31 protein-coding genes are annotated in these 26622 nt (G+C 36.7%); 8 read left to right on the top strand and 23 right to left on the bottom strand.

The window, feature by feature from the left end:
• Positions 1-64: 64 nt before the first annotated feature.
• Positions 65-673, top strand: a complete 609-nt coding sequence (locus K9M53_RS01895) for a YdeI/OmpD-associated family protein (protein ID WP_224017457.1) — start codon at positions 65-67, stop codon at positions 671-673.
• A 51-nt stretch (positions 674-724) separates the two neighbouring features.
• A complete protein-coding gene (locus K9M53_RS01890; protein ID WP_224017455.1) occupies positions 725-1471 on the top strand; it encodes a class I SAM-dependent methyltransferase in 747 nt (248 codons plus the stop codon).
• A 48-nt stretch (positions 1472-1519) separates the two neighbouring features.
• Here K9M53_RS01890 and K9M53_RS01885 read toward each other — a convergent pair whose 3' ends face one another.
• From K9M53_RS01885 to ribD, 3 genes are read right to left on the bottom strand one after another with little or no spacing between them, the layout of a single operon-like run.
• Complete coding sequence (locus K9M53_RS01885; protein ID WP_224017453.1) at positions 1520-1858, bottom strand: MmcQ/YjbR family DNA-binding protein; 339 nt, start codon at positions 1856-1858, stop codon at positions 1520-1522.
• Positions 1855-2472 carry an IMPACT family protein gene (locus K9M53_RS01880; RefSeq protein ID WP_224017451.1) on the bottom strand — a complete coding sequence of 206 codons (618 nt, stop codon included), beginning with the start codon at positions 2470-2472 and terminating at the stop codon, positions 1855-1857. The genes K9M53_RS01885 and K9M53_RS01880 overlap by 4 nt, the downstream gene beginning before the upstream one ends.
• 1 nt (position 2473) lies before the next feature.
• Positions 2474-3487 carry a bifunctional diaminohydroxyphosphoribosylaminopyrimidine deaminase/5-amino-6-(5-phosphoribosylamino)uracil reductase RibD gene (gene ribD / locus K9M53_RS01875; protein WP_224017449.1) on the bottom strand — a complete coding sequence of 338 codons (1014 nt, stop codon included), beginning with the start codon at positions 3485-3487 and terminating at the stop codon, positions 2474-2476.
• Between the two features lie 113 nt (positions 3488-3600).
• On the opposite strand from ribD, the gene prmC reads away from it, so the two are divergent.
• On the top strand, positions 3601-4452 hold the full coding sequence (gene prmC, locus K9M53_RS01870) for a peptide chain release factor N(5)-glutamine methyltransferase (RefSeq protein ID WP_224017447.1): 852 nt from the start codon (positions 3601-3603) through the stop codon (positions 4450-4452).
• A gap of 8 nt (positions 4453-4460) precedes the next feature.
• On the opposite strand, the gene K9M53_RS01865 is transcribed toward prmC, so the two are convergent.
• The 6 genes from K9M53_RS01865 to K9M53_RS01840 all read right to left on the bottom strand — a co-directional run bounded on the left by K9M53_RS01865 (position 4461) and on the right by K9M53_RS01840 (position 9876).
• Complete coding sequence (locus tag K9M53_RS01865; protein WP_224017445.1) at positions 4461-4871, bottom strand: ExbD/TolR family protein; 411 nt, start codon at positions 4869-4871, stop codon at positions 4461-4463.
• 55 nt (positions 4872-4926) lie between these two features.
• Positions 4927-5604, bottom strand: a complete 678-nt coding sequence (locus K9M53_RS01860; RefSeq protein ID WP_224017443.1) for a MotA/TolQ/ExbB proton channel family protein — start codon at positions 5602-5604, stop codon at positions 4927-4929.
• 181 nt (positions 5605-5785) lie between these two features.
• Positions 5786-6709, bottom strand: coding sequence for an SPFH domain-containing protein (locus K9M53_RS01855; protein ID WP_224017441.1), 924 nt, complete (start codon positions 6707-6709; stop codon positions 5786-5788).
• Between the two features lie 73 nt (positions 6710-6782).
• Positions 6783-7979, bottom strand: coding sequence for a hypothetical protein (locus K9M53_RS01850; RefSeq protein WP_224017439.1), 1197 nt, complete (start codon positions 7977-7979; stop codon positions 6783-6785).
• Between the two features lie 115 nt (positions 7980-8094).
• Positions 8095-9342: a peptidase T gene (gene pepT, locus K9M53_RS01845; RefSeq protein WP_224017437.1), complete on the bottom strand. Its 1248-nt coding sequence runs from the start codon at positions 9340-9342 to the stop codon at positions 8095-8097.
• A 108-nt stretch (positions 9343-9450) separates the two neighbouring features.
• Complete coding sequence (locus tag K9M53_RS01840) at positions 9451-9876, bottom strand: FKBP-type peptidyl-prolyl cis-trans isomerase (RefSeq protein WP_224017434.1); 426 nt, start codon at positions 9874-9876, stop codon at positions 9451-9453.
• Positions 9877-10086: 210 nt separating this feature from the next.
• Here K9M53_RS01840 and K9M53_RS01835 point away from each other — a divergent pair, with 210 nt between their 5' ends.
• A complete protein-coding gene (locus K9M53_RS01835) occupies positions 10087-11277 on the top strand; it encodes an exo-beta-N-acetylmuramidase NamZ family protein (RefSeq protein WP_224017432.1) in 1191 nt (396 codons plus the stop codon).
• A 39-nt stretch (positions 11278-11316) separates the two neighbouring features.
• Entirely contained in the window at positions 11317-12300 is a 984-nt protein-coding gene (fmt, locus tag K9M53_RS01830; protein ID WP_224017430.1) for a methionyl-tRNA formyltransferase, read from the top strand.
• Positions 12301-12310: 10 nt separating this feature from the next.
• Here the strand turns inward: fmt and K9M53_RS01825 are convergent, their stop codons facing one another.
• The 12 genes from K9M53_RS01825 to K9M53_RS01770 all read right to left on the bottom strand — a co-directional run bounded on the left by K9M53_RS01825 (position 12311) and on the right by K9M53_RS01770 (position 22028).
• Complete coding sequence (locus K9M53_RS01825; protein WP_224017428.1) at positions 12311-12616, bottom strand: barstar family protein; 306 nt, start codon at positions 12614-12616, stop codon at positions 12311-12313.
• A gap of 51 nt (positions 12617-12667) precedes the next feature.
• Complete coding sequence (locus K9M53_RS01820) at positions 12668-13270, bottom strand: nitroreductase family protein (protein WP_224017426.1); 603 nt, start codon at positions 13268-13270, stop codon at positions 12668-12670.
• A 39-nt stretch (positions 13271-13309) separates the two neighbouring features.
• Entirely contained in the window at positions 13310-14299 is a 990-nt protein-coding gene (locus tag K9M53_RS01815; RefSeq protein ID WP_224017424.1) for a muramidase family protein, read from the bottom strand.
• A 53-nt stretch (positions 14300-14352) separates the two neighbouring features.
• Positions 14353-15750, bottom strand: a complete 1398-nt coding sequence (locus K9M53_RS01810; RefSeq protein ID WP_224017422.1) for a methyltransferase RsmF C-terminal domain-like protein — start codon at positions 15748-15750, stop codon at positions 14353-14355.
• 57 nt (positions 15751-15807) lie between these two features.
• Positions 15808-16101 (bottom strand): Dabb family protein, encoded by a 294-nt coding sequence (locus K9M53_RS16150; protein WP_224019167.1) that lies wholly within the window; start codon positions 16099-16101, stop codon positions 15808-15810.
• An 8-nt stretch (positions 16102-16109) separates the two neighbouring features.
• Positions 16110-16643, bottom strand: coding sequence for a hypothetical protein (locus K9M53_RS01800; RefSeq protein ID WP_224017420.1), 534 nt, complete (start codon positions 16641-16643; stop codon positions 16110-16112).
• A gap of 136 nt (positions 16644-16779) precedes the next feature.
• A complete protein-coding gene (locus K9M53_RS01795) occupies positions 16780-18132 on the bottom strand; it encodes an NAD(P)(+) transhydrogenase (Re/Si-specific) subunit beta (RefSeq protein ID WP_390687218.1) in 1353 nt (450 codons plus the stop codon).
• Positions 18133-18331: 199 nt separating this feature from the next.
• Positions 18332-18640 carry an NAD(P) transhydrogenase subunit alpha gene (locus K9M53_RS01790; protein WP_224017416.1) on the bottom strand — a complete coding sequence of 103 codons (309 nt, stop codon included), beginning with the start codon at positions 18638-18640 and terminating at the stop codon, positions 18332-18334.
• Positions 18641-18663: 23 nt separating this feature from the next.
• Positions 18664-19788 carry a Re/Si-specific NAD(P)(+) transhydrogenase subunit alpha gene (locus tag K9M53_RS01785; protein WP_224017414.1) on the bottom strand — a complete coding sequence of 375 codons (1125 nt, stop codon included), beginning with the start codon at positions 19786-19788 and terminating at the stop codon, positions 18664-18666.
• 33 nt (positions 19789-19821) lie between these two features.
• A complete protein-coding gene (locus K9M53_RS01780; RefSeq protein WP_224017412.1) occupies positions 19822-20619 on the bottom strand; it encodes an O-methyltransferase in 798 nt (265 codons plus the stop codon).
• A gap of 113 nt (positions 20620-20732) precedes the next feature.
• On the bottom strand, positions 20733-21224 hold the full coding sequence (locus K9M53_RS01775) for a dihydrofolate reductase (protein WP_224017410.1): 492 nt from the start codon (positions 21222-21224) through the stop codon (positions 20733-20735).
• 9 nt (positions 21225-21233) lie between these two features.
• Positions 21234-22028, bottom strand: a complete 795-nt coding sequence (locus K9M53_RS01770; RefSeq protein ID WP_224017407.1) for a thymidylate synthase — start codon at positions 22026-22028, stop codon at positions 21234-21236.
• 66 nt (positions 22029-22094) lie between these two features.
• Here K9M53_RS01770 and K9M53_RS01765 point away from each other — a divergent pair, with 66 nt between their 5' ends.
• Genes K9M53_RS01765 through K9M53_RS01755 form a run of 3 tightly spaced genes read left to right on the top strand, consistent with a single transcriptional unit; the run spans position 22095 to position 24269 of the window.
• Positions 22095-22547: a GNAT family N-acetyltransferase gene (locus tag K9M53_RS01765; RefSeq protein WP_224017405.1), complete on the top strand. Its 453-nt coding sequence runs from the start codon at positions 22095-22097 to the stop codon at positions 22545-22547.
• 60 nt (positions 22548-22607) lie between these two features.
• A complete protein-coding gene (tsaE, locus tag K9M53_RS01760) occupies positions 22608-23015 on the top strand; it encodes a tRNA (adenosine(37)-N6)-threonylcarbamoyltransferase complex ATPase subunit type 1 TsaE (protein WP_224017403.1) in 408 nt (135 codons plus the stop codon).
• Positions 23016-23054: 39 nt separating this feature from the next.
• Positions 23055-24269 carry an alanine dehydrogenase gene (locus K9M53_RS01755; RefSeq protein ID WP_224017401.1) on the top strand — a complete coding sequence of 405 codons (1215 nt, stop codon included), beginning with the start codon at positions 23055-23057 and terminating at the stop codon, positions 24267-24269.
• A 7-nt stretch (positions 24270-24276) separates the two neighbouring features.
• Here the strand turns inward: K9M53_RS01755 and K9M53_RS01750 are convergent, their stop codons facing one another.
• Entirely contained in the window at positions 24277-25953 is a 1677-nt protein-coding gene (locus K9M53_RS01750) for a T9SS type B sorting domain-containing protein (RefSeq protein WP_224017398.1), read from the bottom strand.
• Positions 25857-26426, bottom strand: coding sequence for a hypothetical protein (locus K9M53_RS01745; protein WP_224017395.1), 570 nt, complete (start codon positions 26424-26426; stop codon positions 25857-25859). Before K9M53_RS01745 ends, K9M53_RS01750 begins: the two co-directional genes overlap by 97 nt.
• Positions 26427-26622 lie beyond the last annotated feature (196 nt).

Below are 26622 nucleotides of genomic sequence, written 5' to 3'. Positions count from 1 at the left end.
CTATTGTGTGACACAACGATGTTTAATAGTAGTACCTTAGCTTACTTCAAAATAAAAATAATTAATGGGGAATAGAACCAAACTTATTGACGCCTATATTGACAAATCTGCCGATTTTGCAAAACCTATTTTAAAACATTTACGTGAAGTGGTACACAAGGCTTGTCCTACAGTAGAAGAAAAAATCAAATGGGGCTTTCCGCACTTTGATTATAAAGGTGAAATGATGTGCAGCATGGCGGCATTTAAGCAGCATTGCGTATTTGGATTTTGGAAAGGAAAGTTAATTAAGGGCTTGACACCACGAGGAGAAGCCGGTGCCATGGGACATTTGGGAAGAATAACTTCAATAAGAGATCTGCCTTCTGCCAAAAAACTGGCAGCATTTGTTAAAGAGGCAATGCAGTTGAATGAGCAGGGAGTTAAAGCAGCTTCCAAACCAAAAGCAGTCTCAGAAAAAGTATTGGTGATCCCCGAATATTTTATAAAAGCATTGAGTAAAAATAAAAAAGCGTTACAGGTGTTTGATGATTTTGCTTATTCGCACAAGAAAGAGTACGTGGAATGGATAACTGAAGCAAAAACAGAAGAAACAAGAGATCGCCGAATAGAAACTGCCGTTGAATGGATAGCAGAAGGGAAAGGAAGAAACTGGAAGTATCAAAAGAAGTAATTTTTAATTATTTTTAGGCTTTTACATTTTCATATACTAACGGTAACGCATATGGATAGAAAATACTGGGAAACCATTGCTCCTAATTACGAAGAAGAAATATTTGATGTATTGCGTAATGACACATCAGGACTTATTGTTTCGGCCATTGAGCAGGCTGCGTCAAGAGAAAAAAGTGTTATAGATATTGGCTGTGCTGTAGGTAAATGGATACCTCTATTGGCAAGCAGTTTTAAACATGTGATAGCAGTTGATATTTCCGCTACCAACCTGCAAATAGCAAAAGAAAAATATCCTCAATTCACCAATGTTGATTATGTACGTTCCGATATGAGCGCTGATGAATTAAGTGTTACTCCTTGCGATGTGGCTATTTGTATCAATGCTATTCTAACTGATTCTTTAAAAAAACGCATTAACTTTTTTCAGTCCTTATCAATAAGCATTAATAAAGAAGGTATACTTATATTGGTTGTTCCATCTTTAGAATCGAAATTATATACAAATATCATTGCTAATAGATGGAATGTGGATGGCGATCATGATGAAAAAATTGAATCGAGCAAGAAGGCATTTGAACTGGCAAACAATATCAAACAAGGTGTAACGGATATTGACAACGTTCCTACCAAACATTATTTAAAAGAAGAATTGCAACTATTACTTTCTTTAGAAGGCTTTACTGTTGAACGGGTAGAGAAAATAAATTACACCTGGAAAACAGAATTTAATAACCCTCCAAAGTGGCTGCAGGAACCATATCCATGGGATTGGATGTGCGTAGCAAAGAAAGGCTGATCCTTTAAATTCATAACGAGGCTTTGAAGCAGCACTGCTATTGTTATCTTATTTCTTTTTTGAAGTTTTGGGCAGCACTAAATTATAAGAATCGTCGATGAATTGCAGCAGCAGCTTGTTCGTTAATCTGCCTCCGGCAATAACAGTGTTCCAATGTTTTTTATTCATGTGATAACCTGGCAATACATTATCCTGATATTCTTCTCTTAATTCAATGGCATGATCAGGATCGCACTTTACATTGAATTGTAGCGTAGCTTCATCTAATGGAACCAATAAAAATACTTTGCCGCTCACTTTGAATACGATCACCGTTTCTCCAAAAGGAAAACCTTCCGTTACACCAGGTTTTTGTAAAACATGGTCTCTTATATCTTCTACATTCATGCGTTCGGTTTTTGTTTGTTTATAGAAACACCTTTAAGCTCATTCAAATGATACAAAACATCTTGCTCACTTCGTTTAGGAATACCTGCTGTAATACTGCAAAACAATTGCATTTCCTGGTTAATAATAGTGCATTGATATTGCTTTAACACCATCATCACTTCATTCATCTGTGTATAATCAAATTGAACATCATAAGTAATCTCAACCTGCTTTTGTACAATAGGTGTAAGCTGTAATGCCAACGCCGTAGCAGTTTTATACGCATTAATCAATCCCGGCACACCTAATAATGTACCACCAAAATAACGTACTACAATTACCAGAACGTTGGTGAGTTGCTTGCTATCAATTTGTCCTAATATTGGTTTGCCTGCAGAACCCGAAGGTTCCCCATCATCATTACTACGAAAGTTATTCCCATCTGTACCGATACGATATGCAAAACAATGATGCACTGCTTTAGAGTGCTCCTTTTTTAATTGCAGCAAGTGGATCTTACATTCAGCAGCGCTCATGATCGGAAAAACATATGCAATGAATTTACTTCCTCGATCTTTAAACTCGGCAACAGAAGATTTTTCAATAGTGTAGTAAATATCTTGTTCGCTCATTTTATTTCTTCTTGTAATAACCAATGCTATTGTTATTGATAACCTCTTCCTTTATGAATATATCATTCTTTAAAACAGGGGCGTTTAATCCATTTTGAATGGATAGCTCATTATTCGTAATTATTCTCGTTTCGTCCCACAAACCTTCATCAATAAAAGCTTGCAGGAGTTTGCTGCCACCTTCTACGATCATGCTTTGGATCTTCTGTTCATATAAAACATTCAAGATCTCTTTTAGTGACGTCGTCTTTAATTGATAATAGCTCGTATTCCCTTCTTCTTTATTTTTTACATTATTAAAGATTACTGTCTTAACAGTATTATCGAATAAATGCAATGATGACGGAAGTTTTAGTTCTTTATCAATAACCAATCTTACGGGGTTATGACCTTGCCATAATCTTGTTGTTAAAGAAGGATCATCACGCAAAGCAGTATTGGTTCCTACCAAAATTGCAGCTTCTTCGCTACGCCATTTATGCACCAAGCGATTGACTTCTTCATTACTTATGAATACTCTTGACAGATCAGCATTAGCAATTTTATTATCATTGCTTCGTGCCCATTTTAAGATCACATACGGGCGATGGCGTTGATAGAATGTAAAGAATCGTCGGTTTAATTCCAACGCCTCTGTTTCCAAAATGCCAACAATAACATTTACACCGGCAGCTTTCAATTTTTCAATTCCTTTGCCGTTTACTTCATCGTAGCTATCTCTGCACCCAATTATTACATTAGGAATTTTGTGTTTGATGATTAGATCGGCGCAAGGAGGTGTTTTGCCATAATGTGCACAAGGTTCTAACGAAACATACAAGGTGCTTTTAGGGATTAATTCTTTTTCTTCTTCTTTTACACTATTGATGCAGTTCACTTCCGCGTGTGCTTCGCCATATTTTTTGTGATGTCCCTCGCCAATAATTTTGTCGTCATAAACCAGGATAGCGCCTACCATAGGATTAGGGGCTACATTACCTGCCCCGAGTTTTGCCAACTCAAAGCAACGCTGCATATATGTTTCGTGAATGATCAACTGTAAATATTATAAACTATACAAAGATAATTATAGAATATTGACTTCAGGTTTTCGTTATTAACTATTCGTCATTCACTACATTTGTATCAATGACAGCTAAAGATATCTACAGGAATTTTTTATTACAGATACAAAGCATCTATCCTTTAAGTGAAGCTACTTCCATTACAGATTGGGTTTTTGAATCGGTGGCAAAAATTAAAAAGGCTGATCTGATCAAAAATCCTTTACAGCTGCTCAGTAAAACCGATCACGTACAACTAACGAATTGCCTCGAGCAATTACTTGAATACAAGCCTGTGCAATATATTCTAGGTGAAGCATGGTTTTATAATATGAAGCTGAAAGTAAACGAGCATGTATTGATACCAAGACCTGAAACCGAAGAACTCGCTGAATCAATAATTAATGCTGAAAAGTCCAAAATCAGTCCTACTATTTTAGATATTGGTACCGGCAGCGGCTGCATTGCCATTGCGCTGAGAAAACATTTAACGGCAAGTGAAGTATCTGCTATCGATTTCAGTAAAGAAGCGCTTGCTATTGCGAGAGAAAACGCTGTTGAGCAAAAAGCTGCCGTTAATTTTATACAACTTGATTTTTTAAATGAAGAGAACTGGGAGACTTTACCCTCTTTTGACGTCATCGTAAGCAACCCGCCTTACATTCCGGCTAATGAAGAAAAAGAATTAAATAAAAATGTAACGGCATACGAACCGCATTCCGCTTTATTTGTACCAAATGAAGAACCGCTGTTATTCTACAAAAAGATAGCCGCCTTCGGCAAAGATCATCTCAACTACGGCGGGAAAATATTTTTGGAAACACATGAAAATTTTGCGCAACAGGTAGCACTGCATTTTCGCTCTTTACAATATAACTATGCAGATGTAAAAAGAGATCTATATGGAAAAGAAAGAATAGTGATCGTTAGAAATTAATTGGAGGATCATTTATCGCTGCCTGAAACAGTTGCTGAAGTAGCCGCTCCCAAATGCTTCGCTACTTTCATTATTCTTACCACGTTGCCCCAGTCTGTTAATGAATCGGCATTAATTACTACTGCAGGCTTAATACTATCTCCTTCATTAATATATTTTCTTAATGCAGATTCTAATGAATCGGGTAAGATCTTTTTAGAACCGACATAAAAATTCTTATTCTTATCTACGCTTACTACAACGCTTTGCTTGGTCTTGGTATCACTTTTTGCACGAGGTACGCTCATTTTTATCACATTAGGATTAGCCAATGTAGATATCATTAAAAAAAACATAAGTAATATAAAAAGAATGTCATTAAGCGGACCTGCGTCCACTTCGGAATGAGCCTCTCTTAAATTGTTTCTTCTAAAACTCATGATGATTGTGTGTAATTACTCATACATTGGTTAACCAAAACCGTTAACGAGAAAATCATTTAGTCGGTTCCTGCAAAATATCTATGAACTCAGAACTTGCCGATTCCATTTTATTAGCCGAGCGATTAATTTGAGTGTCTAAATAACTGTAACCTAAATATGCCAGGATACCAATGATAATGCCTGTTGCTGATGTGATAAGCTTTACATACATGGCATCAGCGATCTGTCCTACCGAAGGGTTGCTGATCGTTGCAAATTCTTTTAATAATAATACCAGCCCTACAATGGTTCCTACAAAACCAAATAACGGCGCTATACGGGCTATTACAGATAATATAGCCAGGTTTTTTTCCAGCTTATATGTTTCTAATTTACCAACATTCTCCATGCTTTTTTCAATGGCATCAATTGGTTTACCAATACGTTGAATTCCTTTGTCAATAATTCTTGCAACAGGATTGTCGGTATTTTTTGCAAGGCTTCTTGCAGCAGTAATATTTCCGCTAACAACCTGGTCACGGATAATGCTCATAAAATTATCTGCTATCTTACCTGCTTTGTTTATAACTATCAATCGTTCTATAAAAAAGAAGACGGCTAATGCAAACAACAAGAAAAGCGGTATCATTAACGGACCACCCTTTGCAAGCATAGACCATACGGACTCTACTTTGGGAGCCGCTGCTGCAGCCGCTGCCGTTGTATCTGCCTGTAATAAAATATCGAACATAGTTTATTTATTTACGTTGCAAATGTACCTTATAAGTTTTTATATATGCAATATGAAAACTTAAACGTTGCGAATGTGCAAACTGCGTGTAAAAAATTGTTAATCTTGGTTACACCTAATTGCATTAAAATAAGAAAGTGCCGCAATAAATGCAGCACTTCAACTTATTTATATACAACTTTTACTTTTTATCTCCCATTTGTTGCATCGCCATTATCTGGCGCAAGGTTTTTTCCATTCCTTCGCTGCTACCATCTAAAAATATCACGTTGCCTTTTCCGTATTCCGCAAAGTTTTTAATGGCTTCTGTCCACATACTGAATAGGATCACATTGGTATCTAGGTTTGCTTGCTTCATTTGTTCCGCTGCCTGGCTCATACCTTTTGCCACTTCTTCTCTAAACAATGCAACGCCTTGTCCACGTAATTGCGCTGCCTGCTTTTCTGCTTCGGCAGATATTTTTATCGAGTTACCTTCTGCCTCAGCAGCTTTTGTTTTAGTAATTAATAACGCCTGTCCTTCGTTTTCTGCTGCCGCTTTCAGGTTATTGCTGGCAACCACTTTGCTCATGCTCGTCATAATGGCTTCATCAAACGTAATATCATTTATTTGCAGATCCTGTAAATGATAACCCCATGTTTCCAATGTAAGATCTACCTGTTCTTTTACGTTTTCTACAATATCGCGACGTACATTCAACACCTCAGCTTGCTTTTTAGTTGCTACAAAAGCACGGATACTTCCTTCCACGGTTCTTACCAATGCCTGCATCAGGTCTTTGTCGCTGATAAATTTAAATGCTACATTTTGAATGGTGTCATCATCCTGGTTTAATACAGAATATAATAACATCGATTTAAAATAAACATTTGCCTGGTCGTTGGTTACCGCCTGGAACTCCAACTCAACGGAGCGATTTTGAATGCTGATGCGTTTGTATATCTGTTCCAGGAAAGGAACTTTAAAATTCAATCCGGGTCGCATTACGCGGCGATATTTACCGAATACAGTAATTACGCCAACAGTGCCCTGGTTAATAGTTACAAAGGAACCAAATACTGCTGCTAAAACAATTACGAGCAATACAATGCCTGATATCTCCATAGTGAATAAAATTTAGGGGAGTAAGGTAGCGATTTTTATGAAGTCGGCAACAAAACTTTATTCTATATCAAGCCTAATTTAAAACAAAGGTTTGCCTGTTTAATTCCGAAACATTAACAGGCGTCAATTTTATTTTAACCTTCGTATCATTTTCTACAATGACATCTTGTTTAAAAGAATAAAATTTACCCTTTGTATTTGCAACGGCTATGATCTTAATATTTTCTCCAACCGGAATTTGAGTGTACAATGAAGAAAACCCCGAATCTTTTTTAAAAATATTTTCCGTAAGCATGCTATTGATATTTTTAAATATGATGTACACTGTTGCATAACTAATTTGCGATGCTGTATCAAACTCACATTTAATTTGAGTTTTGTTGGGTACGCTATAAAACCTGTCACAATTGATCCAGCCAATATTTTTAATTTCCACCGGAGAATAATAAATAGTTTCCAGTTGCTTTACCTTTTTGCCGCTGACACTATCAATTGTTTCTATTGTTTTAACACTGAAATCACTTCCATCTACCTCTTCATCCGCTTTACTTCCTACAAGGCTTCTGAACCGCAAAGCAGACATTCTGCCTCCATTACTATCAGCATAATCCAATAACCTGTCAAGGTCTCCTTTCATTACTTTGGAATCTTTTTTATCTATAGGTTTTGAGGCAATTGGTTTTTGCACTGCCATCGTATTGGATGTTTCTGATTTTGTTTTCTTAAACGTTGCATCTGCAGGTATCCAATTCAAATTGCCTAAGGTATCTCTGTCTCCATAAAAAAGTTGCATTTCATTATCAGTTGTTTTAGGAACCTGGATGGATAACGTTTTTCCAATCTTCAATTTCAGCTTATTTCTATTAGAGCTCATACCAATGTAATAAGCTCCACCCGAAACCAATAGCTGGCCATCTGAAACGGTGGGTGCATTGTTATAAAATAAGTCTGTAGGATTAGTCATTTCTCTTAATTCTATATCTATTTTATCGCCGATAGGTGTTCCATTTTCTGTTTCCAGGTTAGCAGGATCAACAGTAATTTTCAATTTCTTTTTTCCAATTACTTCTGTCTTTTGTTTTGCAGAAACGGTGATCTTTTGTGGAGGCTCATTAGGTTGTATCAACTTAAAAACAGTTGCTTCTGCTGAATTATTAATAATGGTTGTTGGAGGTTGTGTAGATGTTTGTGATGTTGAAGTATTTTCTTTTTTAGGTTGATTGCATGAATAGATGAGCAGGCAAATGAATGCCAGGTGTTTTTGTTTCATAAATGGCAATTTTTAGGTAATTAGCAATTAATGAAACGAAAATATATGTTGGAAAACAAAAGCTATGTTAAACGAAATGCTTCGCTGAGGTTGTAAATAATTTTTAACATTGTAATCAACTCCTCTCCTCCCAGATCATACTTAACCGAACAATCGTTTCAACAGCCTTTGCCATATCATTCACTCCTACCCATTCTAATTTGCTGTGAATGTTTTGTTCACCTGCAAAAATATTCGGACAAGGCAAGCCCATATAACTCAACTTGCTGCCATCTGTTCCTCCACGAATACTTTCTTTAATAACAGTTAAGCCTGTACGCTGTATGGCTTCTTCTGCATAAGCCACCACCTGCGGATGTTGGTCTAATATCTCTTTCATGTTACGGTACTGTTCCGCAATACTATATTCCATTGTTGCTCCGGAATATTTTGCTACTACTTCTTCTGCTATTTTTTTTAATCTTGCATGGTGCTGCTGCAATCCACTTAATGTAAAATCCCTTACTATAAATTGTATGCTCGCTTTTTCTGCAATACCATTTACAGCCACAGGATGCACAAAACCTTGTTTGCCTTCTGTTGTTTCAGGACTCCATTCATTTTTGGGTAAAGCATCCAAAACAGCGCCGGCAATCTTTAATGCATTTACTAATTTATCTTTTGCCCAACCCGGGTGTACAATAATTCCATTAATAGTTATCGTTGATGCATCAGCGCTGAACGTTTCATCTTCCAAACTTCCGGCATCGCCACCATCTAAAGTATACCCGAATTGTGCTCCCAATTTTTTCATATCGATCTTTGCTGTACCCTTTCCTACTTCTTCATCAGGCGTAAACAATATTTTAATATCCCCATGCTTAACAGTTGTATTATCTACAAAATATTTTGCTGCCTGCATGATCACTGCTACACCCGATTTATCATCGCTACCCAACAAAGTAGTACCACTTGCAGTAATGATATCGCTGCCAATATGCTTTTTTAAATAAGGAGAATCGCTTGTACGCAATACCTGTGTATTGTCATCCGGCAATACAATATCATTACCATTGTAATTTTTATGAAGGATCGGCTTTACATTGGTACCGCTGCAATCCGGCGCTGTATCCACATGCGCACAAAAACAAATAGCCGGAATATTTTCTTTATTGCTGTTGGAAGGAATTGTAGCATATACGTAACCATATTCATCTGTTTCTGCGGCAATGCCCATTACCTTCAATTCAGCACATAATAGCTTGCTAAGATCTTTTTGCTTTTCTGTTGTAGGATAGGTGCTGCTTTCAGGATTGCTTTGCGTATCTACCTGTACATAACGCATAAAACGTTCAGTCAGGTCATCTTTGTTAATATCAATCATAAAAAATAAATAAGGAAGTATAAAAATAACAAAAGCAGTTTAGATGATAAACTGCTTTTATATTATTCGTCTTCGACAAGCTCAGACTGACGGAATTCTGATTATGAACTACCCGATCTCTACCAACTCAATATCAAACACCAATTCTTTTCCTGCTAAAAAATGATTCGCATCTAAAATGATCACATCATCTTTTACTTCCACTACTACAACCGGAACCGGTTGTCCGTGTTGATTGGTTAAAGTAAGTTGCTGACCCGGAGTTAGGATCATATCGGCAGGCACATGTTCTTTTGGAAATTCAATGATCGCTTCTTCTGAACGTTCGCCATAACCTTCTTCTGCAGGAATATTGATCGTTTTCTTATCTCCAACACTCATGCCCGGAATAGCGGCATCAAAACCTTTGATCATTTGTCCGGCACCTACAGTAAAAGCCAAAGGCTCACGTCCTGCAGATGAATCGAATTGTTCACCGTTCACTAATTTACCTGTATAATGCACTTTCACATTATCGCCATTTTTTGCTTGCATAATTTTTGTTTTTATTTTTTGTAATCAGCTGAAAAACTTTCTTCAGCATCGTTGTGTCACTCACTTGTACTTTTTGTTTTTACTCAACAAAAACCAAGCAAATGGCTTGCAATTTATAAATTAAAATCTACCTGTGCGAATTAAAAAAACTTTATTGACCTTTGAACAATGAGGCACCTTAAATTCATTATAATTTCCTTATTATTTTTTGTGGTTCAAATAAAAGCGCAACCGGCAATAATTCCGGGTGCAGAACGTACCGACATGTATTTTCATTTACTAAAAGGCAAGCGGGTTGGGGTTTTTGCCAATCAAACCAGCATGGTAAAACAAACGAACCTGGTAGATACTTTATTAAAAAGCGGTATTACTGTGGTAAAGATTTTTAGCCCGGAACACGGATTTAGAGGAACTGCCGATGCGGGAGAAGAGCTATCTAATTCTACCGATACAAAAACAGGGTTAACGATCGTAAGTCTTTACGGAAATCATACCAAGCCTACTGCAGGCGACCTGAACGACGTAGACGTATTGGTTTTTGACATACAGGATGTAGGCGTTCGGTTCTATACCTATATTTCTTCGTTGCAATATTTACTGGAAGCTGCATTGGAAAATCATAAGCCATTATTAATATTGGATCGTCCCAATCCAAATGGGTTTTATGTTGATGGACCGGTATTGAATATGAAGTTTAAAAGTTTTATCGGCATGCAGCCTGTGCCAATTGTTTATGGAATGACAATAGGAGAATATGCTATGATGCTTGCAGGAGAAAAATGGTTAACGCCCGAAGCGAATAAGATCAACAGTTACAACATCGCTGCAAAACCTACCATCGACACCCCTTTTCATGTATTGGTAATTAAATGCAAAAATTACGATCACAACAGTAAATATAATTTACCTGTTAATCCATCTCCTAATTTAAAAGAGATGCAAAGCATTTATTGGTATCCTTCTACCTGTTTTTTTGAAGGCACTGTATTAAGTGAAGGACGTGGAACCGATAAACCTTTTCAATTGTTCGGGCACCCTTCTTTACCAAAATATTTATATTCCTTTACTCCTAAACCCAATGCAGGAGCCAAAAGCAGCAAATGTTTCTATCAAACCTGTTATGGATGGAATTTATCAGGAACAAAAGAAGACGTATTGAAAAAAGTAAATGGAAAGATCCAGCTGCAATATTTGTTGACTGCTTATAAATTATTCCCGGGCAAGGATAGTTTCTTTTTAAAGAATGATTTCATTAATAAATTAGCAGGCAGTGATCTGCTGGCAAAACAAGTAAAGCAAGGAAAAACAGAAGCAGAAATCAGAAAAAGCTGGGATGCTGACTTGAAAAAATTTAAAACAATACGTAAGAAATATTTATTGTATAAGGACTTTACCTCCTAACCAAGGGGAAACCAACGCTCAATAATTTTTAGCACTAACATGAACGGCGAATTAAATAATACTTCTGAATTGAATAATGCTTCCAATACTCCCTTTAGAAAGAAAGGGGGGCGACTTATATTTATGGGTACTCCTGAATTTGCTGTAGCATCATTAGATGCGCTGGTAAAAGCAGGAATGAATATTGTTGGTGTTGTAACAGCTCCCGACAAGCCCGCAGGGCGTGGAATGCACTTGCAGCAAAGCGCTGTAAAAAAATATGCAGTTGAGAATGGTCTGAATGTTTTGCAACCTGAAAAATTAAAATCTCCTGAATTTTTAGAACAGCTTAAAACATTGAATGCTGACTTGCAAATTGTAGTAGCATTCAGAATGTTACCGGAAGTGGTTTGGAATATGCCCCCAATGGGAACTATTAATGTGCATGGATCATTATTACCTCAATATCGTGGTGCTGCGCCTATTAACTGGGCAATTATTAATGGCGAAAAAGAAACAGGAGTAACTACCTTTAAATTAAAACATGAGATCGATACTGGGGATATTTTATTACAGGAAAAAATTATTATTCGTGCCGATGAAACGGCGGGTGAGTTGCATGACGAAATGAAAGAAGTAGGCGCACAATTATTAGTAAAAACTGTTGAAGGAATAGCAAATAGTTCAATTAAAGAAATCTCTCAAGAAAATACTCAATACTCAATTAAACACGCTCCTAAACTATTTACAGATACTTGCAAGATAGATTGGACCAAACCGGTTGATGAAGTATATAATTTAATTCGGGGTTTATCACCTTATCCTGCTGCATTTACGCATTTAGATGGCAAGCTGTTGAAGATATACAAAGCGAATAAAGAAAAAACTACTCCTTCCATAGAACCGGGAAAATATAGAATAGATAATAAAACCTCGTTTCAATTTGCTGCTGCAGATGGCTATATTAATATTACTGAATTACAATTGGAAGGAAAAAAGAAAATGAATGTAGACGATTTTTTAAGAGGGCATCGGTTTGTATAAAACAACTCTTTCAGTTTTCGATAAATTGAATATGGTCATGTTCGCTTATAATACTTAACAGGATTTCATAAATAGTTTTATTTTCTTTCAACGAGCTTAAATCTATTTTACTTTTAGCTGAATTTTCCCAAATCAATAGTATTGGTTCTTTGTATTCATAAACACCAAAACCTCCTCTTAATAAATCGTTAAAAGCGTCTAAGTTATGTCCAGTGGTCCAATCAAGATCTTTAGTAAATACGTTATCCATCTCAGAATAAAATTCTTCTAAAGTTTCGAAATTATTACCGTTAATTATAACTTGCTTCCTGTTCATTTATATCTGAAAAAGATATGGCGTATTGAAATACAAATGCCGGTAACAAAATCAACTCACCCATTTCACCTTATCTGTCAAAGGAATGGTACGCTTGCCTTTATTCTCTGCATCGCTGTATCCTAAAAACAAAATACCCATTACACGGTCATGTTCATTTAACTGCAAAAAATCTTTCATAGCCGGATTATGTACCATGCCGCCTGTTGACCAGAAAGATGCGATACCCAACGCTGTAGCGCCTAACAAAATGTTTTGCATCGCGGCGGCAGTTGCAGCTTCTTCTTCCCACAAAGGAATTTTTGGCAACTTGCCACGCTGCATAACAGCAACAATTATATGCGAAGCATGATTCCCATTTTCAATGATCTTATCATAACTGCCCTGCATAAAATTTTCGGCAGGTATCATACGTTTATACAGATCAGCATGATCTTTACAAAATGATTTTGCTGCAGCGCCTGCATACACTATAAAGCGCCATGGTTCTGTATTTCCATGATTGGGTGCCCAATCTGCCAGCTCTAATAATTTTTCTACCTGTTCATCAGGAATGACACTGCCATTCAATTGTGCAGGTTTGGTACTTCTACGTTCTTTTATAATTGAAGAAAGAACAGAAAATGAGTTCTCCATTGTGTAAAATGTTTTCATCAGCCTTTCTTTGGCAAGCGCAGGCTGACAGGCTTATAATTATTTACTGAATTCCAGCTTGCAATCAAACTTACCATCAACTCCTAATTCAGATGCAGCTGCATTGCTGACTAGAACAGCCAGCCCATTATTTTGCTTAATATCAGGAATACCATCTAACGATTTCGCATACACGCTTTTTCCATTAGCAGGATTCGTTATTTTAATAATGGTACCCGGAGTGGCTGTATTATTCAAACAATAATATTTACCATCTTCCCAACCACTGGTACTTTTAAAAATGCTGCCGGCGCCACTTTCAGAAGCAACATCATTGCCCGACACCTGCTTATTGTAATCTGCTTTAAAGATGCCTCCGTTAAATCCTTTTCCAACTACAGGTGTAGTTACTACTGTTTCTGTAGATATCTCTTTTTTAGGCTCAGGCTTGGGTTGAGGAGCTACAACAACCTCGTCCTTCTTTGTTTCTTTAACAGGTGCAGATTTAGGTGTAGGCGGAACTTCTTTTGATGTTTCTTCTTTTTTTACAGGAGCAGTAGCAACAGGTGCTGTAGTTCCCTGTGCCGCAAATGCTGAAAGGTCTTTTTTTACTTTCAAATACCCGATGATCAAATTTGTGCCGTTGTCAACCACTTCACCGTTTAACTTATTCCATGTTTTTAATGTTGCAACAGGCACTTTATTATAATTGGTGCTTACACGATACAATCCTTCTTTATCTTTTATCGTATGATAAACCGGCACCAATACTTCTCCATCTCCTGCCGCTGTTCCCTGGGAAAAGTTGGTTTCATTTAGAGGGATCTTAATGGTTTGTCCCAGGTTTAAAGGTTTATCTAACGTAAGATTATTATAAGGTGCAAATACTTTCGGACTGATATTATATAAACGCCCGATACTATAGTAATTTTCTTTTGCTACCACCGTATGAAGAATATACAAATTAGGCGAAGTTCCTTCCACCTTTAATGTTGTTTGAGCAACTGCAAACAATGGCAATAAAAACAATATTATTATTAAGCGCTTCATGCTGTAAGTTTTTCTTTTACAAAAATATGAGAAATTTAATGGTTGCGGTTGTATTACTTATTCAGAATACGCCACTCTTTGGGATAATAATTATTAATGCGATTGGGCAGGGCTTTTACCCATCCCAAAGGAATCTGTTGGTAACTGATCAATAGCCATCCTTTATGATCAACGTCCGGCTTTATATCTGAACGACGAAGATAATTCAACGCAGTTTCTTTATCGACTTCTATGGCAGGCAAGTCATTATTTAGCAGTGTACTCATTGCCAGTTCATGATCCGGTATTAATTCGTTACGGATAATAGAACCCAGTTTTACACCTGCTTTTTTAATATATAGAGACGATTGTATGATACCCAGGTCATTTTCAAGGCTTGCAGGTAATGCTAAAATATCTTCGTATTGTTTTATGAAAATATAATCATCTACGTTTTGTATATATGGTTTTATCGTGTCAATTTCTTTGGCAGATAGCTTTGCCTGGTTTTTTAGATTTTTAATTTGTCGGAGATGGTTTTCTGTAGACTGCTTTTTGAAAGCTGCAATAAAAAAACCTTCCCCTTTTACTTTATCAGGATAAAAGCGATAACCGTAAGCATTGGTTTCTGCAGACTGAGTTTCTACTATTCCCCATTCATTATTTATCGATAATTTACAACTTATCAATTTTTGCTCTTTCGTTAACCAGTTGGCAATATCTTCATCTTCTGCCTTTGAATAAGAACAAGTAGAATAAATAAGCACGCCATTTTCTTTTAAAGCCGGGAGTATATCTGCCAAAATCCTTTGCTGCCGCTGACTGCAGAGGTTTACATTTTCTTCGCTCCATTCTGTAATGGCATCATTATCTTTCCGAAACAAACCACTACCGCTGCAAGGAGCATCTACTACAATTATATCGAAAAAACTTTCCAGTCGTTGAAAATCTTTGGGATCATTGTTTGTAACAATTACATTAGCGGCGCCCCATTTAGTCATATTTTCTGATAAGATGTTTACTCTTGTTTTGATTACTTCATTACTTACAAGCAAACTATCTTTTGAAATTAAAGAGTGTATCAAGGTTGATTTGCCACCGGGAGCTGCACATAAGTCCAATACTTTTATTGAAGCAGAAAGATCAACTGTTTGCTTAATTACTTCTTCCAAAAACATACTGCTGGCTTCCTGTACATAATAAGCCCCTGCATGAAATAATGGATCAAGTGTAAAGGAAGGCCGCTGCGAAAGATAATAGCCGTGGGAATTCCATGGAATCTTTGAAAATTCAAGATCCCAAATTCCAGTTTCCAGATCTGCGATTTGGAATTTATAATTTGGAATTTTAGTATTGTTGAACCTGATAGAAGTAACCTGTTCTCCGGATTGATGTACGCTTTGAAATGCCTCTTTGTTGAAGCCTTGTAAGTTCTCTAATGAGTTTAATAAAGAGATAGGTAAATCGTTCACTGAGTTATTTTATCAAAGATAAAAATAACCCGGCTAGATAAATAATGATCACCTTTGTTATTCTGCGTCGTAGATTATCACTTTATCCCAATATGTTCTAAAGCCATCTAAGAATGCTTTGTGTAGAGGATGTATTTGGTAAACATCATGCCCAGCCAGATCATTAAATACAATTAATAATGAAAAGCTGTAAGTTGTATCTACCACAGGGCGATTGATAGAAGGAACAGGTGTTCCGATATAGATTGATTGTATGGTTTCAACACCTTTTAAAGATTCTAACGCTGCTTTAAATTCTGCTTTTTGTTGTTCAGTTGTTTCCGGTTTTAACCAGAAGAATACTGATGAGATAACATGATTTATATTTTCTTTCTTTTAAATTCTATAAAATTTACAATTGTTCGCTGATAAATTACAATACAAGCTCCAACAAATGCTTTTGCACCGTAAAATATTATCCAGCCATTTGTTGGTTGTTGAACAAAGTTTTCTCTAAAAAGAGATCTTTGTTGAAAATAAATAAACACCTGCTTGCAAAAAAGCGGAAGTGCATCAATAAAAATTAATCCTCCAATAACAATTACGGCTATGCTTAATACTGTTGAGCGATGTAAATTAATTTCAATTTTCTCTTCGGGAAAATTTTTATCAAGTTTTAATTTATCAATAACCCAATCTGTTTTAAAAACAAGAACACGCAGGACCAATAAATAAACTCCAATTACCAAACAGATCACAAACGACGAATATGCCATTTCCTGCCAACTTCTATCACCATCATTCTTATAATAAAAAAACGTAGAAATAAATTGTGCAATTACTGATAAGGATTCAAGTACAATATAGATACCTAAGATTTTAATTACTATAGTAAAAAAAGTTCTTGGTGTCATTTTAATTTATTTTAAAATTAAACTCATCAAATGTACAAAGTAAACGACGAAGATAGGCATGCAGCACAAGTGAGTGACACAACAATGTTGAATAGTAGTATTGCAGCCTACTACATAAAATTATCCTGAAAGTTTTTTAAACTGATTTAATTTCTGTAACCAAGTCCTGTAATACTTTTTTAGCATCCCCGAAAAGCATGGATGTTTTTGGCTGAAAGAACAGGTCATTTTCGATACCTGCATAACCGGGTTTCATACTACGCTTATTAACGATAACAGATTTTGCCTGCTCTACTTCTAAAATAGGCATTCCATATATAGGTGATGAAGGATCATTTTTAGCCGCAGGATTTACTACGTCATTCGCACCTAATATCAACACTACATCTGTAGTTTTAAATTCGTCATTGGCTTGTTCCATTTCCAGTAATACATCGTAACTAACATCTGCTTCAGCTAATAATACGTTCATGTGACCAGGCATACGACCTGCAACCGGGTGAATAGCATATTTAACTTCTACTCCTTTTTCAGTAAGAATTTTTTCTAACTCGTGGCAGGTATGCTGTGCTTGTGCTACCGCTAAACCATAACCGGGAACGATCATCACTTTTGTAGCATAGCTCATTACCATTGCTGTATCGCTTAAAGAAATCTCTTTGTAAGCACCTTGCTCTTTTGAACCCCCTGCTGCTGCTGCCTTGTTGCCACCGCCGAATGAACCAATCAATACATTTTTTAAAGAGCGATTCATGGCTTTACACATCAACAGCGTTAATAAAGTACCTGCGGCACCCACTAAAATACCACCAGTCAACATTACTTTATTATCATACAAGAAACCACCAAAAGCCGCAGCCACACCGGTAAACGAGTTCAATAAAGAAATTACCACCGGCATATCGGCACCTCCGATCGGCATTACAAACAATATACCGTACAATAAAGCCAATACAAGTATTACATAGATTAAATGTCCTTGTGTCGGGTCGATGATAAGGTATATTACCGCTGCAATTGCAACTAATAAAAAGATCATGTTCAATAATCCTTGTCCGGCGAAACTGAAATCTTTTACTTTACCATTTAGTTTACCCCAGGCTATCATACTACCGGCAAAGGATACACTACCAATTAATAAACCTAATCCTATTACCAATAATTTTCCTGTATGCGCCACTGCTATTCCCTGTGTTGCAATTTCATGTGATAAGTGATTGAACTCTACCAATGATATCAATGCCGCACAAGCGCCGCCCATACCGTTGAAAAGGCTTACCATTTCAGGCATTGCGGTCATCTTTACTTTTTTAGCAGCTAATGTTCCTACAATACCACCAATTGCCAAACCGGCAAATATCCATAGGTAGTTACCTAATTTTTGTCCCTCATCATTTCTATATAAGAAGATAGTTCCTATAATAGCTATCGTCATACCAAATGCTGCTGTTAAATTCCCTTTACGGGCAGTAGCAGGATTGGATAACATTTTAAGACCAACTATAAAAGTTATTGAGCCTATTAGATAGCAAAGAGTAAGTAAACTGAGTCCCATAATATATTTTGCCTCCAACCCCTAAAGGGGAGTTATGAGGAGTTTTAGTTTTAAAAAATCTTTTTAATTGCCAATTGTATAAAAGTACTTTTTTATAAAAGCTGCGCCGGAAGCCCCTTTAGGGGTTGGGGCATTATTTTTTCTTCTTAAACATTTCCAGCATTCTGTCGGTAACAACAAAGCCACCTACCACGTTTAATGTTCCCAATACTACCGCCAAAAATCCTAAGATCAATGCCAGGTAATTATCAGTAGGTGCTTGTCCCATTACAATGATAGCCCCGATAATTACTACTCCGTGAATAGCGTTGGCGCCACTCATCAATGGTGTATGCAGCACGCTTGGTACACGACCGATCACTTCAATACCAACAAATATCATCAGTATTACGATGTAGATGATCTGTTGATTTTCTGATATAAAATTTAAAATGCTTTCCATCTTCAAAAATTATTTATTTGGTTTTACGCCAAAAGCGCTTTTACTCTGTCGTTGGTTACTTCGTTATTGGTTGCCATGCAGGAACCTTTCACTAAATCATCTTCAAAGTTTAAATGTAATTGACCTTCTTTATCAATAATCAATTGTAAAAAATTAAGAACGTTTTTACCATACAACTTACTTGCATCGCTTGGCATATCACCCGCCAATGCAGAGTTTCCGATGATGCTAACGCCGTTGTGTACAACTGTTTCATTATTTTTTGTAAGCTCTGTATTACCGCCGGTTGAAGAAGCAATATCAATGATCACTGAACCGCTTTTCATTCCTTCGATCATCTGTTGCGTAATTAATATTGGCGCTTTACGTCCTTGAATTTGCGCTGTAGTAATCACAATATCTGCTTTGGCAACACTTTCAGCAATCTTTGCTTTTTGACGTTGCATAAATTCTTCTGATTGTTCTACTGCATAACCGCCGGCTTTACTTGCATCGGCAGCTCCTTCCACTTCTACAAACTTTGCACCCAAGCTCATTACTTCTTCTTTCACTGCAGGACGAGTATCGAACACTTCAATCACCGCACCCAAACGCTTTGCAGTTGCAATAGCTTGCAAGCCTGCTACACCTGCACCCAATATCAGCATCTTTGCAGGCGGAATGCTTCCGGCTGCCGTCATGAACATGGGAAAATATTTTGGGTATTTATTAGCTGCTAACAACACCGCTTTGTAGCCCGCAATGTTTGCCTGGCTGCTCAATACATCCATGCTTTGCGCACGGGTTGTACGAGGTATCATATCAATGCTGAAAACATTTAAGCCTTTTGCTGCCCAGGTTTTTATTAATGAAGCATTGAACAGCGGCTGAAATACGCCCAACACTACTGCACCCGGTTTCAACGTTGCAACATCAGCATCAGTCAATGGGTTTATAGATAATATAATATCCGAATTACTTAACACATTATTGCGATCGGAAATTTTCGCACCGCTTTCTGCATATTTATCATCGCTTGCAAAAGAAGAAGCGCCTGCATTGCTTTCGATCAATGCATCCACTTTCCACTTTTTTAATGTTGCTAAATGTTCAGGAAGCAGGGAAACTCTTGTTTCCGAAGTAGGTTCTTTTAAAACGCCAACAGTCATAGCTTTATAAATTGCGGCGAAGATAGTAAAAAATCAATACCGTATTGAGAAGTGCTGCTTTACTTTGAAGTCGGTTTTCATGCAAACGATGCCAATGAAAAACAGGTCGATTGTAAGTGTTACAGCCTCATGCTGTTGTATTTCATGCCAGGCCTCTTCCATTTCTTTGCTCCAATGAATATCATCAAAAATCAAAATGGTATGATCGCCTGAATATTGAAGCAATTGATGAAAATATTTCAACGTTGGTTCTTTACGATGATTACCATCTACAAAAGCAAAATCTATATTTTTTATTTTAGTAAGAACAGAAGGCAATGTTTCATCGAAGTTGCCTTGTGCTATTTCAATATTCTTTACCTTAAGCTGATCAAAATTTTGTTCTGCGATAGAAGCTACAGCCGGTGCGCCTTCACAAGTATAAACAGTTGCATTGTCATTACCTAATGCTAAATAAGAGGTAGTGATGCCTAAAGATGTTCCTAATTCAACAATAGTTTGCGGCTTGTAATATTGTATTATCCTGAACAATAATTGCGCATATTTTTTTGGCTTAAGGGATGAACGGGCAATGTCGCTTACTTTTCGTTCATTCTGCTTCATTACGGTAGAGCCTGCCCCAAAATCATCTACATGAATTATTTGTGTATTGCTGATGAGTTGCTTTCTTACAACTTCTATTTGCTGATAACAATCGTACTGTTCTTTATCCTGCAACACTTTTATAATAAAATCGAATACAAACGGAGAATGTACGCCGTGACCTTTACCATTGGATGCAGTAAAATAGTAGTGAAGATATTTTTTGGCTAGTTTGAAAGTGGAATACATAAAGCCCCCTAAATCCCCCGTTGGGGGACTTTGTGAAGAAAATAATTATTTAAAAAGCTTTTCATTCTTTGAAGTGTTTATCACCCCCTCCTTGGGAGGGGGTGGGGAGGCTGTTATTTTTTCTCCCAAAGCTGAAATGAATAATCGTATTTATGTTTCTCATCTTTCTTAAAATCATCACTTGAAACCAGCTTCCATTTCTTTTCATCAATTATAGGGAAGAAAGTATCGCCCTCAAGATCTGCATGTACTCTTGTTATATAAATTTTATCTGCTACTTTTAAATATTGCTTAAAGATCTCTCCGCCGCCAATTACAAATGTTTCTTTGCAATGAGTAGCTTCTGCCTTTTTCATTGCATCGTTTAAGTCTTTAGCAATAACAGCATCTTCTGCTTTCCAATCTTTTTGATGGGTGATAACAATATTGATCCTGCCTGGTAATGCTTTCTTTAAAGAGTCAAATGTTTTGCGCCCCATAATTACAGGCATTGCCCAGGTAGTGTTTTTAAAAAACTTCATATCGTTGGGCAAATGCCAAAGCAACTTATTGTCTTTACCAATGGCATTGTTTTCAGAAGCTGCAACTATAAGAGAGATTATCATAACTAATTTTTAAACAGCAACAGGCGCTTTAATTGCCGGATGTGATTGATAGTTTACCAATTCAAAATCTTCAAACTTAAAATCAAAAATATTTTTAACTGAAGGATTTATTTTCATCTGTGATAAAGGAAACGGCGTACGTGTTAATTGCAATTGGGCCTGTTCAAAATGATTATTATATAAATGCGTATCACCGCCCGTCCACACGAAATCTCCTACACCTAAATCGCAAACCTGTGCAATCATCATTGTAAGTAATGCATACGATGCAATATTAAAAGGAACTCCTAAAAACACATCAGCGCTTCTTTGATACAATTGACAGCTTAATTTTCCATCTGCCACATAAAATTGAAACAAACAATGACAAGGCATCAGCTTCATCTTTGGAAGATCAGCCACATTCCACGCACTCACAATTAATCTTCTGCTATCAGGATTTGTTTTTATTTGTTTTATTAGATCAGAGATCTGGTCTACCACTTTTCCATCGGCACCTTCCCAACTGCGCCATTGTTTGCCATACACCGGACCAAGATCTCCATTCTCATCAGCCCATTCATCCCAAATGCTTACGTTATGATCTTTTAAATATTTAATATTGGTATCGCCTTGTAAAAACCAAAGCAATTCGTAAATGATACTTTTTAAATGTGTCTTTTTTGTTGTGACCATCGGAAATCCTTTGTTCAAATCGAACCGCATTTGATAACCAAATACACTACGAGTACCTGTTCCGGTGCGATCGCTTTTATCAGCACCCTTGTCAATAATATGTTGAAGTAAATCTAAATACTGCTGCATAACTGCAAATTAAGCGAAAAGTAAAAAGTGAAAAGTGAAAAGTTATTAAGGTAAATTGCCCTTGCTATGAATATAACTATCAGAAAAGCGCTTAAAGAAGATTGCGAGCAAATAATGCAGCTGGTGCATGAATTAGCGTTATATGAAAAGAAGCCAGAGGAAGTTATTATCGATTTTAATGATCTGGCAAAAAGTGGCTTTGGCGAAAAGCCTGCCTGGTGGGCATTTGTAGCTGAGGAAGCGGGGATTGTTATTGGCTTTGCCTTATACTATATCCGCTTCAGCACTTGGAAAGGAGAGCGTATGTACGTCGAAGACTTACTGGTAACCGAAGAATATCGTGGTAAAGGGATTGGTAAATTACTGTTTGATGCATTGATCCAGGAAGCGAAAGAGAAAAAATTCAGTGGCATTACCTGGCAAGTGCTGGATTGGAACGAACCTGCCATCAATTTCTATAAAAAACTAGGTAATGTTGAGTTTGACGGTGAATGGCTGAATGGAGCTTTGCCATTATAAAAATCGTAGTTTTTAGTGCTCTTAATTCTATTTACCGCCAATGAAAAATATCTTTGCCAAATGTATATAAGTTTTAATCTTGATACTATTAAAGAGATTGCAATTAAATTATTGAATAATGCCGGCGATAAAAAAGTTTTTGCTTTTCATGGAGAAATGGGCGCCGGTAAAACCACTTTTATTCACACACTCTGCGAAGCGCTAAAGGTCATAGACGTTGTAAGCAGCCCTACTTTTTCTATCATCAATGAATATAATACGATCGATGGTGATATTGTTTATCACCTGGATTTATACCGATTAAAAAGTAATGAAGAAGCGATCAATGCCGGAGTAGAAGATTGTTTGTATTCAGGGAATACCTGCCTGGTAGAATGGCCGGAAAAAGCTCCCGATCTCTTCCCTGATAACACGCTGTACATAACTATTTCGGTTATTAACGAAAGCACAAGAAAAATACAATGGTAATAATTTGTAATTTTTGATTTTTAATTTTTAATTTACCACATGGCTACATCTAAACCCGTTATATCCCCTTCGTTTACGTACGAGACAATGGAAGAAATGCTCGACGTAAAACCCAAAGGCGAATTACTTTTTATTGGCATTCCTAAAGAAGCATCTTTTAACGAGAACCGTATTGCACTTACTCCCGAAGCAGTTGGTGTAATGATTGCCAATGGGCATAGAGTTATAATGGAAAGTAAAGCCGGTGATGGCGCCAGCTATACTGATAAAGATTACAGTGATGCAGGCGCTAAAATAGCGTACGATAAAAAAGCGGTTTATGAAAGTGATATCCTGGTAAAAAGCGCTCCTGTCAGCGAAGCCGAATGTGAGTTGCTTAAACCGGGACAATACATTATCTCTCCCATACATCTACCAGTCATGAAGCGTGAAATACTGCAGAAGATGATGGACAAAAAGATCACTGCATTAAGCTTTGAAAATTTAAAAGACGATGGTGGACATAATCCTATAGTGCGCAGCATGAGTGAGATCGCAGGCAGCGCTGTTATGCTCATCGCCGGGCAATATTTAAGCAATGCCAATGACGGAAAAGGTGTTTTAGTTGGAGGCATCAGCGGAATTCCTCCAACAAAAGTTATTATTATTGGAGCCGGTATCGTTGGTGAATATGCCGCTCGTACAGCACTCGCAATGGGTGCCAGTGTAAAGATCTTTGATAACAGCATTTATCGTTTAAAACGATTACAGAATAATATAGGGGGTCGCTTGTGGACCTCCGTTATTGAACCTAAAATTTTGGCGAAGCAGTTAAAAACCTGCGATGTGGCGGTAGGTGCATTGTCCGGCATGTCAGGCAGAGCGCCGATCGTAGTTACCGAAGATATGGTAAGCAATATGCGTCCGGGTACTGTTATTGTAGATGTGAGTATTGATCGTGGCGGCGTTTTTGAAACAAGCGAGGTTACTACACATGAAAATCCCATCTTCAGAAAATATAATGTAATACATTATTGTGTGCCGAATATACCAAGCGGCTTTGCCCGTACAGCATCGCAGGCTATCAGCAATGTATTGATGCCGTTATTATTAGATACTGCCGATGATGGCGGTATTGAAAATATGGTTTGGTATCGTATCAATATCCGTAGCGGTATTTATATGTTCAAAGGAGCGCTCACCAATTTTTATTTAAGTGAACGTTTTCATTTAAAATATACCGATCTGAATTTATTGATCGCAAGTAAGCGATAGGCTACAATTATCGTAACAGTAATACCGTTCCTCTTTGTACTTCTTCTACTCCGCTGTTTAATTTATATCGCCAGATCCATATAAAGGTTCCTGTGTTTTGTTGTGTGCCGTTTATAGTTCCATTCCAACCGTTGTTAAGTTCTGTACTTTTAAAAACTAATTGACCGGAACGGGCATACACTAAAAAATCAGATTGAATAATACTCGTATTAAAAGTTACAGGTCTAAGTACATCATTCAATCCGTCATTATTAGGAGTAAATGATCCCGGAACAAACAATCCTGCCGCACAATCTTTTTCTGTTACAGTAATAGTATCCGTAAGATTACACAAATTATCGGCGGTTATTGTAAGCCAGTATTTTCCCGCGTGTTGAACAGTTAAGCTTTTAGTTGTAGCTCCGGTATTCCACAAGTAGTGATCAAACGAACGGTCAGGTTCAATAGTTAAATTATTGTTCTCACAAACAGCTGCGGTTGTATTTAAAAAACGTCCAATAGTATCTATTGTTACATTGATCGTATCTGAAACAATAGCACTACAATAATCGGTTGCTTGTAAAAAATATTGCCCTGTTTGTTTAACCATGTATGTTGAATTAGTTGAACCATCCTGCCACAAATAATTTTTAAACTTACTATTAGGAGATAGTTGAAAAATTTTATTAGTACATAAAATCGTATCTCTTCCTAAATTAAGCGTAGCAGCAGGCAGAACTGTTTTATTTACCTGCATGCAGGATGATGTAACTGTAATAAGAAGATCTGTTGTACTGGCAGGAACAACAATAGTTTTTACCAATGAGCCATCCAGCTTATTTAAGAAAGAAGAAGCAACACTTGTTACCCGTACAGGAGCCGTTTGAATAAAATTTACATCTTGTCTGAAACAATCATCTTTTTTTTCGCTGCCGGTAAATTGTGTTATCTGTAAAAACCCTTTGCGCATACCAATATAATTACCAACAACACACAAGTATTGGCTTTTATATACAAAAGGATAATCTACCGGGTAGCTTTCCAATGCATTAACCGGGGCATTCAGTTTTTGTTGATATATAAAACTGTCTCCCGTAAACCCAGCTATATATTGTACAGCGCTACGGGTATCCCAAAAAATAATATTTGCATTATTATTAGCGTCGATATCAAGCCTGCTTAATTGAGGCAATGCTTTATCCGTATGATAATAAACGGATCCGTCGTAAAAAGTAAGCGTTGAATCAAATCCTATTTTATAGCTGCCATAAGCTGTATTTCCATTTACACGATTTGTTAGAGATACTAAATAAAAACTATCTTTTGTTGTATTTATGTAGCTAGAAGATAAAGGCGCATAGCCACCTGTACCTGGTTGAAAATAATCCACATTGTTAGTAATAGAACAATAAACGGTTTTGCCCAGTTCGCCGCTGTTTTTACTGATCTTCATTCCATAATATTTATTTTCCTGCTGATTGCTGCCAGTTGGCCGATTAACACAGGTGCGATAAAAAATTCTGCCAATACCAATAATGCTATCTGCACTTTCACATAGGGTTGCAGGAACTATATCGCTACAGGCATCTGAATTGTAATAAAATTTATTCAACAGCACATTAGCAGCAGTATCAATTTTAAGATAGTATTCCCTGATAGCTGTGTGTACATGTCTACCTGTTGCTGCGCCATGCAGGATATCCAAAGATCATTTCCAAACAAATACAATCTCGCTGTTTCCATATCCAGGTAATCGGTATTATCAGGCAGTACTCTTTTAACCCAAACTAAATTACCTGAACTACTAAATTTAATCAACGTAAGTCCGTTAGATATACTTCCTTTCAACAATAAAACAATATCAGTATTAGATAATATGGTTGCTTCCCACGATAAACTGCCATAAGATAAAAAATCGTTCGGCATAGTTACTTTCTTCGACCATTCAATGGTGCCTGCCGATGAAAGCTTAATAACATTAACAGATGTATCGTAAGTACTTAAATCAATAACGCTTCCGATCAAAATTGAACTGCCGTCTTTATTAAGTATATATTGATTGCTATTTAAAATAGAGCCGGGGCTGCTCAATAACTTTTTATAAGAAGTATCAAAACAGTTTTGAGAAGAGCTGCTCAAAACAGCCAATAGCATTGTTATAACAAAAATTGTTTTCATTGGGATGGGTACTTAAAAAATCAACATTTAAAAACTTTTTTAGATTCCATTGCCTTCAGAAAAATGAAACGCAAGTAAACTAAAAAGTAAAGTCATTGTCGATACCAACAAAATTAAGGGATGACATTTGTCAACAAAAACAAAAATTTTGATTTAAGTCAATGGTAATGAAAAGATTAAATAACAATTAGTCTTA

The sequence above is a fragment of the Ferruginibacter albus genome (genome assembly GCF_020042285.1).
GTDB lineage: Bacteria > Bacteroidota > Bacteroidia > Chitinophagales > Chitinophagaceae > Ferruginibacter > Ferruginibacter albus.
This window is presented reverse-complemented; position numbering and strand designations above follow the sequence as displayed.